Consider the following 12441-nt stretch of genomic DNA (forward strand, 5'->3'; position numbering starts at 1 on the left):
AGGGAAGGTTGTCACCCCTGACGGAAAGGCCGTGGACTCCAACCACACGGCCGCCACGAAAGCCGCGGGGGATGAGGCACCCTTGTCCCGGGAGAGAAGCATGTCGTCGAACGTCGTTATCGCCGGATTCGTCCGCTCGCCCTTCACCCCTGCCAATCGCGGCGCGCTGGCGCGCACGCGGCCCGACGACATCGCAGCGCAGACCGTGCGCGGGCTGATCGAGCGTACCGGCGTGAAGGCGGAGGACGTCGAGGATCTGATCGTCGGCTGCGCCTTTCCCGAGGCCGAGCAGGGCTTCAATGTCGGCCGCCTGATCGGGCTGCTCGCCGACCTGCCGCTGTCGGTGGGTGGCGTCACCGTCAACCGCTTCTGCGGCTCGTCGATGCATGCGGTGCACATCGCCGCCGGCCAGATCGCGATCGGCGCCGGCGAGGTCTATATCTGCGCCGGCATTGAGAGCATGAGCCGCGTGCCGATGACCGGGTTCAACCCGATGCCGAACCCCGCGCTGGCGAAGAAGAAGCCCGGCGCCTACATGGGCATGGGCGAGACGGCCGAGAACGTCGCCAACCGCTACCAGATCGACCGCAAGACGCAGGAAGAATTCGCCCTCGTCAGCCAGAAGAAGACCGACGACGCGATCAAGGCCGGCAAGCTCGAAGCCGAGATCGTGCCGATCATCACCAAGGCCGGTGTGGTCGACAAGGACGGCTGTCCGCGCCCCGAAAGCACCGCAGAGGGCCTCGCGGGGCTGAAGCCGGCGTTCAGCAAGGACGGCACGGTGACCGCCGCGACCTCGTCGCCGCTGACCGACGGCGCCTCCGCCGTGCTGGTGTGCAGCGAGGAGTATGCGCTGAAGAACGGTCTCAAGCCGCTGGCACGCATCAAGGCGGTGGCGGTGTCGGGCTGTGAGCCGGACGTGATGGGACTGGGCCCGATCGAGGCGTCGCGCAAGGCGCTGGCGCGCGCCGGCATCCAGGCCAGCGACATCGACATCGTCGAGATCAACGAGGCCTTCGCCAGCCAGTCGATCGCCTGCATCAAGGATCTCGGGCTCAACACCGAGCACGTCAACATCGATGGCGGCGCGATCGCGCTGGGTCATCCGCTGGGCGCGACCGGCGCGCGCATCGTCGGCAAGGCCGCGTCGCTGCTGGCGCGCGAGGGCGGCCGTTACGCTCTCGCCACCCAGTGCATCGGCGGCGGCCAGGGCATCGCCACCCTCATGGAGCGCGTCTGATGCCCGGCACGCCCGAAACCTTCAAGAAGGTCTGTGTGATCGGCGCCGGCGTGATGGGCGCCGGCATCGCCGCCCAGGTCGCCAATGCCGGCATCCCGGTGCTGCTGCTCGATATCCTGCCCAAGGATGACAAGCTGCCGCGCGATGCGGTTGCCGCCGGTGCGGTCGCCAAGATGCTCAAGACTGAGCCGGCCGCGTTCATGTCGAAATCGGCCGCCAAGCTGGTCGAGACCGGCAGCATCGACGATGATCTCGGCAAGATCGCCGAGTGCGACTGGGTGGTGGAAGTCATCATCGAGCGCGTCGATCTCAAGCAGAGCCTGTATCGCAAGATCGATGCAGTGCGTCGCCCCGGCACGCCGATCAGCTCCAACACCTCGACCATTCCGCTCAACAAGCTGATCGAGGGGCTGCCGCAGAGCTTCGCCGACGATTTCACCATCACCCATTTCTTCAATCCGCCGCGCTACATGCGCCTGCTGGAGGTGGTGACCCACGCCGGCAACGATCCGAAGATGGTCGAGGCGATCACCAGCTTCGCCGATCTCAAGCTCGGCAAGACGGTGGTGATCTGCAAGGACACACCGGGCTTCATCGCCAACCGCATCGGCACGCTGTGGATGCAGCAGGCGGTCAATCGCGCGATCGAGGACAAGCTCACCATCGAGGAGGCCGATGCGGTGATGGGCAAGCCGTTCGGCTTCCCCAAGACCGGCGTGTTCGGGCTGATCGATCTGGTCGGTCTCGATCTGATGCCGCATATCAATGCCAGCATGAAGGCGCTACTGCCGGCCGACGACCTCTTTGTCACCGAGCTGCGCGAGCAGCCGCTGATCACCAAGATGATCGCCGACGGCTACACCGGCCGCAAGGGCAAGGGTGGTTTCTACCGGGTCAACAAGGCGGCGGGGAAGGTCAAGGAGTCGATCGGCCTGATCACCGGCGAGTATGAGCCGTCGAAGCGCATCACGCTGCCGCCGGCCACCTCGAAGACCGGCAAGTCGCTGATCGCCTCGAGCGACAAATACGGCAAGTTCGCCTGGGACGTGATGAGCGGCACGCTGGGCTATGCGGCGTCACTGGTCGGCGAGATCGCCGACGACATCGTCTCGATCGACGATGCGATGAAGCTGGGCTTCGGCTGGAAGTTCGGCCCCTTCGAGCTGCTCGACCAGCTCGGCCCGAAGGCGGTCGCCGATCGTCTCGCCAAGGAAGGCCGCAAGGTTCCCGACATCCTTGCCAAGGTCGGCGATGGCACCTTCTATCGTGTCACCGACGGGCAGCTCGAGTTCTTCGGCGCTGACGGGGTCTATCACCCGCGCAAGCGTCCCGAGGGCGTGCTGCTGCTGGAGGACATCAAGCGCAACAGCAAGCCGGTCGACAAGAACGGCTCCGCCTCGATCTGGGATATCGGTGACGGCGTGCTGTGCCTCGAGTTCACCGGCAAGATGAACGCGCTCGACGAGAACGTCATGAAGATGTTCGTCCGAGCACAGGCGCTCATCGAGGCGGGCGACAAGTATCGTGCGCTGGTGGTCTACTCCGAGACCAAGGACTTCTCGGTCGGTGCCAATCTGGGCCTCGCGCTGTTCGCCTGCAACATCGCCGCCTGGGGCGAGATCGACAAGCTGATCGCCGGTGGCCAGAAGGCGCTCAAGGGGATCAAGTATGCGAACTTCCCGGTGGTCGCCGCACCCGCGGGACTGACGCTCGGCGGGGGATGCGAGATCTGCCTGCATGCCGACGCGATCCAGGCCCATGCCGAGACCTATATGGGTCTCGTCGAATGCGGCGTCGGGCTGATCCCCGGCTGGGGCGGCAATGGCGAGCTGATCAAGCGCTGGGAAGCCTCGCCGATGATGCCGAAGGGGCCGATGCCGGCGCCGTCGAAGGCGTTCGAGGCGATCTCCACCGCCAAGACCGCCAAGTCGGCGGCGGAAGCACGCGAGATGCAGATGCTGCGCAAGGGTGACGAGATCACCATGAACCGCGACCGTCTGCTGTTCGACGCCAAGGCGAAGGCGCTGAAGCTGCTCGACGGCTACGTGCCGCCCGAGCCGCCGGTCTTCCGCCTGCCGGGACCTTCGGGGGCACTGGCCTTCGCACAGGCCGTGGACGGGTTCCGCAAGCAGGGTGTCGCCACCCCGCATGACGTCACCGTCGCCGCCTCGCTGGCCGAGACGCTGACCGGGGCGGAAGCTGACTATCTCGACGAGCTGACCGAGCAGCAGGTGCTCGACATCGAGCGCGCCAACTTCATCAAGCTGATGAAGAACCCCAAGACGCTGGCACGCATCGAGCACACGCTGGTCACCGGCAAGCCGCTGCGCAACTGAACAGACCAGGCGGGCGGCCGGGGCATCGCTCCGGCCGCCCACTTCTTTTGCCTTTTCCAACACGACCCACGGTTCGACGGGAAGAACGTCCATGCAGGTTTACAACGCCCCGCTTCGCGACATGAAATTCGTGCTGCACGAGCTGCACGACTATAAGGCGATCGCCGCCCTCCCCGGTCAGGAGGAGTTCAGCGAGGACCTCGTCGACACCGTGCTGGAAGAGGCCGGCAAGCTCGCCTCCGAAGTGCTGCTGCCGCTCAACGCGGTCGGCGAGGCCGAGGGCTGCACGCTGGAGAACGGCAAGGTCACCACGCCGACCGGCTTCCGCGATGCCTACAACACCTTCCGCGAAGGCGGCTGGACCGGCCTGGGGGCGCCGCAGGAGTATGGCGGCCAGGGCTTCCCCGAGATGGTCGGCAAGATGGTCGAGGAGATGATCTGCTCGGCCAACCTCGCCTTCAGCCTCTACCCCGGCCTGACCCATGGCGCGCGCCGCGCGATCGCCGAACACGCGACCGAGGAACTGCGCCAGGCCTATCTGCCGAAGATGATCGACGGTACCTGGTCCGGCGCGATGTGTCTGACGGAGGCGCATTGCGGCACCGATCTCGGCCTGCTGCGCACCCGTGCCACCCCGCAAGCGGACGGCACCTACAAGATCAACGGCTCGAAGATCTTCATCTCCTGCGGCGACCACGACATGGTTGACAACGTCATCCATCTGGTGCTGGCCCGCCTGCCGGACGCACCGAAGGGCGTGAAGGGCATCAGCCTGTTCCTGGTGCCGAAGTTCCTGCCCAACGAGGCCGGCGAGGTCGGGCAGCGCAACGGCGTCACCTGCTCGGGCCTCGAGCACAAGATGGGCCTGCGCGGCTGCGCCACCTGCCAGATGGCGTTCGACGACGCCACCGGCTGGATCGTCGGCCAGCCCAACAAGGGCATGGCGGCGATGTTCACGATGATGAACGAGGAGCGCCTCGGCGTCGGCATCCAGGGCCTCGGCATCGGCGAGATCGCCTATCAGTCCTCGGTGTTCTACGCCAAGGACCGCATCCAGGGCCGTTCGCTGTCGGGCGTCAAAAGCCCCGACAAGGCCGCCGATTCGATCATCGTGCACCCCGACGTGCGCCGCATGCTGATGACGCAGCGCGCCTATAACGAGGGCTGCCGCGCGCTCGGCGCGTGGGTCGCGCGTGCGGTCGACATCTCGCGTCATGCGCCCTCGCCCGAGGAGCGCGAGGAGGCGGAGGAGTTCATCGCGTTCATGACGCCGATCGTCAAAGCGATGTTCACCGATTTCGGCTTCGACTCCGCTTCGCTCGCGGTGCAGGTCTATGGCGGCCACGGCTTCATCAAGGAGCATGGTGTGGAGCAGTTCGTGCGCGATGCGCGCATCACCATGCTCTACGAGGGCACCAACGGCGTGCAGGCGCTCGACCTGGTGGGTCGCAAGCTGCCAGCACATATGGGCCGCTACATGCGCGGTCTGTTCCACCCGATCGCCGAGTTCATCGCCGAGAACAAGACCAATCCGGCCCTCGCCAGCTTCATCCCCGGTCTGGAGCAGGCGTTCGGCGCACTTCAGCTCACCACCGGCAAGCTCGCCGAGAAGATGATGCGCGATCCCGAGGAGGCCGGTGCCGCCTCGACCGACTACCTGCGTCTGGCCGGCCTAGTTGGCATCGCCTACATGTTCGCCCGCTCGGTGCTGATCGCCGCGCCCAAGGTCGGCGAGGCCGGGCCGGAGGGCGAGTTCTACAAGGCGAAGATCGCCACCGCGCAGTTCTTCTACGACCGCATCCTGCCGCAGACGGCGGCGATGTTCCTGTCGATCAAGTCGGGCAAGGCGTCGATGATGGCGCTGGCCGAAGCGGCGTTCTGAGCCTTGGACCAGCACGCGACGGGGGCCGCAGCGTCGGTCCCCGCCGGATTTCATCCGCTCCCGCCGCTGGGCGAGACGTTCAATACCGTCATCGGGCCGCTGTATCTCGGCCTGCGTGACGGTCGTCTGGTCGGCGGACTGCGCGTCGAGAAACGGCACTGCAATCCGGCCGGCTCCCTGCACGGCGGGATGAGTGCCACGCTCGCCGATATCTGCATGTCGTTGGCGGTGCAGTTCGATCACGACCTCGGTGCGGGGACGATCGTGACGGTCAGCATGACGGTGGACTACCTCGGTGCCGGACGACCCGGCGACTGGGTGGAGATCCATTCAGAGATCGACCGCGCCGGTGGCACCTCGTTCACCCGGGCGAGCATCCTGGTGCCGCGCGAGGCGGGCGACGCGACGCCGATCGCCCGGGCCTCGGCGGTGTTCCGCACGCTGCGCCCTGCGCATGGCGGCAAGGCGCCGCCGCATGTCGGCAACCTGCTGCGCCAGCAGTTCGGACTGCCCCCCTTCCCCGCCAAGCCAGGCTGAGCTCCGATGTCCGTCATCGCCCCGATCGCTCCCCCCGACACCAGCGACGCCAAGCGTCGACTTTCACGGCTGACCGCGCGGCTGGCGCTTCCGGCGATCGGCGCGCCGATGTTCATCGTCTCCACCCCCGAACTAGTGATCGCGCAGTGCCGCGCCGGCATCGCGGGGTGTTTTCCGGCGCTGAATGCCCGCGGCAACGAGACCCTGGATGGCTGGATCAGCCATGTCGAGGACGCGCTCGACGAGTCGGCCGCGCCGTTCGGGGTCAACCTGATCGTGCACCGGAGCAACGCGCGGCTGGAGGCCGATCTCGCCACCTGCGTGGCACGGCGGGTGGGGCTGGTGATTACCTCGCTGGGCGCGACGCGCGAGGTCAATGACGCGATCCACGCCCATGACGGGCTGGTACTGCACGACGTCACCAATCAGAAACACGCCCGCAAGGCGATCGAGAACGGTGCCGACGGGCTGATCCTGGTTGCGGCCGGCGCGGGCGGACATGCCGGCAACCTGTCGCCCTTCGCGCTGGTCGAGGAGACACGCGCCTGGTTCGATGGGCCGATCGTGCTGGCCGGGGCGATCGGCACCGGGCGCGGCGTACTGGCGGCGCGCGCGATGGGGGCGGATCTGGTCTCGATCGGCTCGCGCTTCATCGCTGCGCGCGAGGCCAACGCGACCGATGCCTACAAGCAGGGGCTGATCGACGGCACCGGCGAGGATATCGTCTATTCCGACGTGTTCACCGGGGTGAAGGGCAATTACCTGCGCGCCTCGGTCGCCGCCCAGGGGCTCGACCCCGACAATCTGCCCAGCCGCGGGGCGGCGTCGCTGGACATGAACGCGCCCAAGGCCTGGCGTGACATCTGGGGCTGCGGCCAGGGCATCGGCACTGTCACCTCGGTGCAGCCCGCGGGCGAAATCATCGCCGGAATGATCGCACAGTATGGTGATGCGCGCGATCTGCTGGCACGCTGATCGGTTCCATGGCCCAGCACCCCGCTCCCTCCTCCGAATCGTCCGGCACCGACGTCTCCCCGCCGGTGTCCAGCCACTGGGCGCGGGCGGACCAGAAGGCGCGCGCCGCCGGCGAGGAAGGCAGGCTGTACAGCGTCACCGAACTCGCCACCGAGCTGAAGGTGACGGCGCGGACGCTGCGCTTCTACGAGGACAAGGGGCTGATCTCGCCGTCGCGGGCGGGTGCTGCGCGTGTCTACACGCCGCGCGAGCGGGCGCGGATGCTGCTGATCCTGCGCGGCAAGCGGCTGGGGTTCAGCCTGCGCGACATCGGCTCGTTCCTCGATCTCTACGACGCCGACGAGCGGCATCTGCGGCAGAAGGAAGTGCTGCTGCAGAAGATCGACAGCCGTGTGGCCCAGCTCGCGCAGATGCGACGCGCGCTCGACATCACCCTCGGCGAGCTCGAGGCGATGGCCGCCGAGACGCGCGCGGTGATCGCCGAGATGCAGTCCGGCGGGCAGGACGCCCATCGTGCCGCCGACGCGTCGGCCGAAGTGACACGGCGACTGGCGCGCGAAGGCCGCCGCGGCCGCGACTGAAATTGGACCATTGACGGGACCGGGAGACAGACCATGAGCGAAACCGCTCGCGAGCAGATGGAATTCGACGTGGTGATCGTGGGCGCGGGGCCTGCGGGCCTGTCGGCCGCGATCCGCCTGCGTCAGCTCACCCCCGAGGCCACGGTCTGCGTGGTGGAGAAAGGCTCCGAGGTCGGCGCGCACATCCTGTCGGGCGCCTGTATCGAGCCGCGCGCGCTCGACGAGCTGATCCCGGACTGGAAGGAAAAAGGCGCGCCGCTGAACACGCCGGCCACCGACGACCGGATCATGTTCCTCACCCCGCAGCGCAGCTACACGGTGCCGATGCTGGAGCGGGTGATGCCGCACATGGCCAATCACGGCAATTACATCGTCAGCCTCGGCGATGTCTGCCGCTGGCTCGCCGCCCAGGCCGAGGAGCTCGGCGTCGAGATCTATCCCGGCTTCGCCGCCGCCGAACTGCTCGAGGAGGATGGCCGCATCGTCGGCGTGGCCACCGGCGACATGGGCGTCACGCGCGAGGGCGAGCCGGGGCCGAACCACCAGCCGGGCATGGAGCTGCGCGCCACCTACACGCTGTTCGGCGAAGGCTGCCGCGGCTCGCTGGGCAAGAAGCTGATGGCGCGGTTCGACCTGCGCGAGGGTGTGGATCCGCAGACCTACGGGCTCGGCATCAAGGAGCTGTGGGAGATCCCCAAGGAGAAGCACCGCCCCGGCCTGGTGCAGCACACCTTCGGCTGGCCGCTGGACCGCAAGACCTATGGCGGGTCGTGGCTGTACCATTTCGGCGACAACCTGGTCTCCTACGGCTTCGTGGTGGGCCTCGATTACGAGAACCCCTGGCTGTCGCCGTTCGACGAGATGCAGCGTCTCAAGACACACCCGGCGGTGCGCGAGCATCTCGAGGGCGGACGGCGCATCGCCTATGGCGCGCGCGCGCTGTCGGAAGGCGGTTTGCAGTCGATCCCGCGCCTGACCTTCCCCGGCGGCGCGTTGATCGGCGATACGGCCGGCTTCCTCAACGTGCCCAAGATCAAGGGCACGCATACGGCGATGAAGTCCGGCATGCTGGCGGCGGAAGCGGTCGCCGAGGCGCTGGCGGGCGACAAGCCCGCCGAGCCGGCGAGCTTCACCGCGAAGGTGCGCGCCTCGTGGCTGTGGGAGGAACTGCGCGACGTGCGCAACGTACGGCCCTCCTTCTCGAAGTTCGGTGTGTTCGGCGGCGCGCTGTATTCCGGCATCGATGCCATGCTGCTGCGCGGACGCGCACCATGGACGATGGAAGTCCGCCACCCCGACAACGAGGCGCTCAAGAAGGCGTCGGAGTGCGAGAAGATCGTCTACCCCCGGCCGGATGGCAAGCTGACCTTCGACAAGCTGTCCTCGGTGTTCCTGTCCTCGACCAATCACGAGGAAGATCAGCCCGTGCATCTGCGGCTGCGCGACCCGAGCCTGTGGAAGCCGGTCAACTACGACACCTATGGCTCGCCGGAGAGCCGCTACTGCCCGGCCGGCGTGTATGAGGTGGTCGGCGAAGGCGCGGATGCCGCGTTGCGGATCAACGCGCAGAACTGCGTGCACTGCAAGACCTGCGACATCAAGGACCCCGATCAGAACATCGACTGGTGCACGCCCGAGGGCGGCGGCGGCCCGAACTACATCGGCGGCATGTGAACGGCGCGTAGCAGCCCGACGCGATGCGACGTCGGGTTGCCCGCACGCTGTTACATCAAGGCAACATGACGCGTTTGCCGCTTGCGGAATGACATGAGTTCCCTATACGTGAACCTCAAGCCGATAAGGCAAATCAGGGAGAGACGACCATGAGTTCCGCTGCGATCCGCATTCTGCGCCGCGCCACCTTCCTTGCCACGACCAGCCTGACCCTCGCAGCGCTCGCCCCGTCGGCGATGGCCAGTGGTCTCGCCCTGCGCGACACCGATCCGGCCACCACCGCCAATGCCTATATCGGCGGCGTCTCCCGCGCCTCGGACGCCTCGACCGCCTATCTCAACCCGGCAGGCATGGCCTGGCTGGACGACAACGAGATGGAGACGACCGTCACCTATGTGCATCCGTCATCGAGGTTCCGCGACGGCTACGGCTCGGGCGGACTGAGCGGTGTGGTCAGCGGTGCGACCTCGGCCAGTGCGATCGATCCCGCGGTGACCGGCTCGGCCTTCGGTGTGTTCAAGCTCGGGGATCGCTGGCGCATCGGCTACGGCTTCACCACCCCCTATGGCGAGCGCGCGGACTATCCGTCGAACTGGGTCGGCCGCTACAACAGCCTCGTGACCTCGCTCACCGACTACAACCTGTCGGCCGCCGTCTCCTACAAGGTGAACAGCCATCTCTCGCTCGGCTTCGGCCCGCAGATGAACTTCCTCGAGGGCCGCTTCACCGAGGCCCTCGATCTCGGCGCGCTGACCGCCGATCCGCTGAACCAGACCATCGGCGCCATTTCCGGCAACGGGTTCGGATTCGGCTATTACGCTGGTCTGATCTACCGTTTCGACGACCGCACCCAGTTCGGCGTGACGTATCGCTCGCGCACCACGGTCAATCTGAGCGGCAAACAGAAGATCACCTCATCCGACGCGATCATCAACAACCCTTTGCTGCACCCGGTCTTTGTCTCGCAAAGCGGACATGTCGCCGCCGAGGTGACGCTGCCCGACACGGTCACCTTCGGCCTGACGCACTGGTTCTCGCCGCGCCTGGCAGTGATGGCCGAAGCGCAGTGGACGCATTGGTCCCTGCTGCCGCAACTGACGTTTCACTCCGACGCGGTCGCCAACAGCTCCATCGCCGTCGGCTGGAAGAACACCTGGATGGGCGGTGTCGGCGCCCTCTACAAGCTGACCCCCGCACTCGGGTTGCGGGGCGGTTTCTCCTATGACCAGTCGCCGTCGACCTATGCCAACCGCATCAGTCGCACGCCGGATACCTCGCGCTACATGCTGGCCGGCGGTGTCGAATATCGTATGACGCGCGGTCTGACGCTGAATGCCGCCTATGCGCATCTCTTCACGCCGGATGGCCGCATCAACGAGACCGACAGCTCACTGATCGGCAGCCACACCGTGACCGGCATCTACAAGAACAAGGCCGACGTCGTCAGCGTCGGCATGATCACCCACTTCTGAGCCTGACGATCTGCCCGGAGCCACCCTCCGGGCAGATCTTCTTGTACGCCTCCGCCTCAAAGCCCGGGGACGACCGCGCGATGACCGTAGTACCACCGACGACGAGTGCGAAGACCCTCGCCGACCTTTTCACCACCGCGGTCGCCACGTTCGGCCCGCGCCCTGCCCTCGATTTCATGGGCCGCAAGACCAGCTACGCCGAGCTCGGCCGCCAGGTCGGCGCAGTGACCGCCGGATTGCAGGCGCTTGGTGTCGTGCACGGCACGCGGGTCGCGATGACGATGCCGAACTGCCCGGCCACGGTGATCCTGTATTTCGCCATCCAGCGCGCCGGCGGCATCGTGGTGGCGCTCAACCCGCTCTATGTCGAGCGCGAGATTTCCCATCTCCTGCGCGACAGCGGCGCGGAGATCGTCTGCCTGCCCAATCTCTCCGACATCAGCACCAAGGTGGTGAAGGCGACCGAGGGCAGCGCGGTGCGCCACATCGTCGCCTGCGACTTCGCCGCCCAGCTCCCCGCGATCAAGCGCATCCTGTTCCGCATCGCGCGTCGCGCGGCGATCGCGCATGACCTTGTCGGACCGCGCTTCGTGTCCTTCCAGACCCTGCTGGCCACGAAGGGCAAGCCCGTGCCGGTCGCCACCGCGCCCGACGATCCGGCCGCGCTGCAATACACTGGCGGCACCACCGGCCTGCCGAAGGCGGCGGTGCTGACCCAGGCCAACCTGCTCGCCAATTTCGCCCAGGTGGTCGACACCGTCGCCGCGATGCCGGGCGCCTACCGCACCGCGATCTGCGTGCTGCCGCTGTTTCATGTGTTCGCAATGATGGCGATCCTGATCTCCACCATCGGCCAGGGCGGCGAGATCGTGCTGGTGCCGCGCTTCGAGGCGAAGGATCTGATCAAGACCATCGCCCGCACGAAACCGACCGCGATGTTCGGCGTGCCGACGATCTACACCGCGATCCTGCGCGAGCCGGGCCTGAACCCGGCCGATCTGGCCAGCATCATGACCTGCGTGTCCGGCGGCGCGCCGCTGCCGGCGGAGATCCGCACCGAGTTCGAGCGCGTCACCGGGGTGGCGGTGCGCGAGGGCTACGGGCTGAGCGAAACCTCGCCGGTGGTGACGATGACGCCGCTCGATGGCGGCCGCGAAGGATCGTGCGGCCGGATCGTTGCCAACACCCGGATCGCGATCCGCGACATCGAGCCGCCGCATGCCGATCTCGCGATCGGTGAGCGCGGTGTGGTCTGGATCAACGGGCCACAGGTGATGCGTGGCTACTGGAACCGCCCCGAGGAAACCGCCAAGGCGCTGGTCGATGGTTGGTTCAATACCGGCGATGTCGGCTATCTCGACGAGGACGGCTTCCTCTACCTGATCGACCGCACCAAGGACCTGATCCTGTGCAGCGGCTACAACGTCTATCCGCGGGTGATCGAGGAGGCGCTGTATGCGCATCCGGCGGTGCTCGAGGCGGTGGTGATCGGCGTGCCGGACAGCCATCGCGGCCAGGCGCCAAAGGCGTTCGTGGTGCTGCGCCCCGGACAGGTTGCCACCGTCGCGGACCTGCGTGCCCATCTCGCCGAACACGTCTCCAAGATCGAGATGCCGCGCGAGATCGAGTTCCGCGAGTCCCTGCCCAAGACCCTGATCGGCAAGCTGTCGAAAAAGGAGCTGGTCGAGGAGGAGGCCGCGAAGCGCGCCGCCGCGGAGGGCTCACGCAGCGCGGCCTGACCTGC

9 protein-coding genes are annotated in these 12441 nt (G+C 67.0%); all 9 read left to right on the forward strand.

The genetic code is table 11. The features are described 5' to 3' along the window. Positions 1–100 precede the first annotated feature (100 nt). The 9 genes from FHR90_RS12420 (at position 101) to FHR90_RS12460 (ending at position 12436) form a co-directional block, all read left to right on the forward strand. A complete protein-coding gene (locus tag FHR90_RS12420; protein WP_176621686.1) occupies positions 101–1240 on the forward strand; it encodes a thiolase family protein in 1140 nt (379 codons plus the stop codon). Further along, complete coding sequence (locus FHR90_RS12425; RefSeq protein WP_176621685.1) at positions 1240–3576, forward strand: 3-hydroxyacyl-CoA dehydrogenase/enoyl-CoA hydratase family protein; 2337 nt, start codon at positions 1240–1242, stop codon at positions 3574–3576. The genes FHR90_RS12420 and FHR90_RS12425 overlap by 1 nt, the downstream gene beginning before the upstream one ends. 91 nt (positions 3577–3667) lie before the next feature. After that, positions 3668–5458 (forward strand): acyl-CoA dehydrogenase C-terminal domain-containing protein, encoded by a 1791-nt coding sequence (locus FHR90_RS12430; protein ID WP_176621684.1) that lies wholly within the window; start codon positions 3668–3670, stop codon positions 5456–5458. A gap of 3 nt (positions 5459–5461) precedes the next feature. Beyond that, positions 5462–5995, forward strand: coding sequence for a PaaI family thioesterase (locus FHR90_RS12435; protein WP_176621683.1), 534 nt, complete (start codon positions 5462–5464; stop codon positions 5993–5995). A 6-nt stretch (positions 5996–6001) separates the two neighbouring features. Then, positions 6002–6970, forward strand: coding sequence for an NAD(P)H-dependent flavin oxidoreductase (locus FHR90_RS12440; RefSeq protein WP_176621682.1), 969 nt, complete (start codon positions 6002–6004; stop codon positions 6968–6970). 8 nt (positions 6971–6978) lie between these two features. Continuing rightward, positions 6979–7551 carry a MerR family transcriptional regulator gene (locus FHR90_RS12445; RefSeq protein ID WP_176621681.1) on the forward strand — a complete coding sequence of 191 codons (573 nt, stop codon included), beginning with the start codon at positions 6979–6981 and terminating at the stop codon, positions 7549–7551. A gap of 33 nt (positions 7552–7584) precedes the next feature. Further along, positions 7585–9225 (forward strand): electron transfer flavoprotein-ubiquinone oxidoreductase, encoded by a 1641-nt coding sequence (locus FHR90_RS12450; RefSeq protein WP_176621680.1) that lies wholly within the window; start codon positions 7585–7587, stop codon positions 9223–9225. Positions 9226–9374: 149 nt separating this feature from the next. After that, a complete protein-coding gene (locus FHR90_RS12455) occupies positions 9375–10697 on the forward strand; it encodes an OmpP1/FadL family transporter (protein ID WP_176621679.1) in 1323 nt (440 codons plus the stop codon). Between the two features lie 80 nt (positions 10698–10777). Then, the gene (locus FHR90_RS12460; protein ID WP_176621678.1) at positions 10778–12436 is read left to right on the forward strand and encodes a long-chain-fatty-acid--CoA ligase; all 1659 of its coding nucleotides are present in this window, start codon (positions 10778–10780) and stop codon (positions 12434–12436) included. Positions 12437–12441 lie beyond the last annotated feature (5 nt).

It is taken from the genome of Endobacter medicaginis, assembly GCF_014192375.1.
GTDB classification, from domain to species: domain Bacteria; phylum Pseudomonadota; class Alphaproteobacteria; order Acetobacterales; family Acetobacteraceae; genus Endobacter; species Endobacter medicaginis.

Coding starts and splice junctions, on each gene's coding strand:
- FHR90_RS12425 (WP_176621685.1), top strand. CDS start 1,240: ATGCCCGGCACGCCCGAAACCTTCAAGAAGGTCTGTGTGATCGGCGCC.
- FHR90_RS12450 (WP_176621680.1), top strand. CDS start 7,585: ATGAGCGAAACCGCTCGCGAGCAGATGGAATTCGACGTGGTGATCGTG.
- FHR90_RS12430 (WP_176621684.1), top strand. CDS start 3,668: ATGCAGGTTTACAACGCCCCGCTTCGCGACATGAAATTCGTGCTGCAC.
- FHR90_RS12440 (WP_176621682.1), top strand. CDS start 6,002: ATGTCCGTCATCGCCCCGATCGCTCCCCCCGACACCAGCGACGCCAAG.
- FHR90_RS12455 (WP_176621679.1), top strand. CDS start 9,375: ATGAGTTCCGCTGCGATCCGCATTCTGCGCCGCGCCACCTTCCTTGCC.
- FHR90_RS12445 (WP_176621681.1), top strand. CDS start 6,979: ATGGCCCAGCACCCCGCTCCCTCCTCCGAATCGTCCGGCACCGACGTC.
- FHR90_RS12460 (WP_176621678.1), top strand. CDS start 10,778: ATGACCGTAGTACCACCGACGACGAGTGCGAAGACCCTCGCCGACCTT.
- FHR90_RS12420 (WP_176621686.1), top strand. CDS start 101: ATGTCGTCGAACGTCGTTATCGCCGGATTCGTCCGCTCGCCCTTCACC.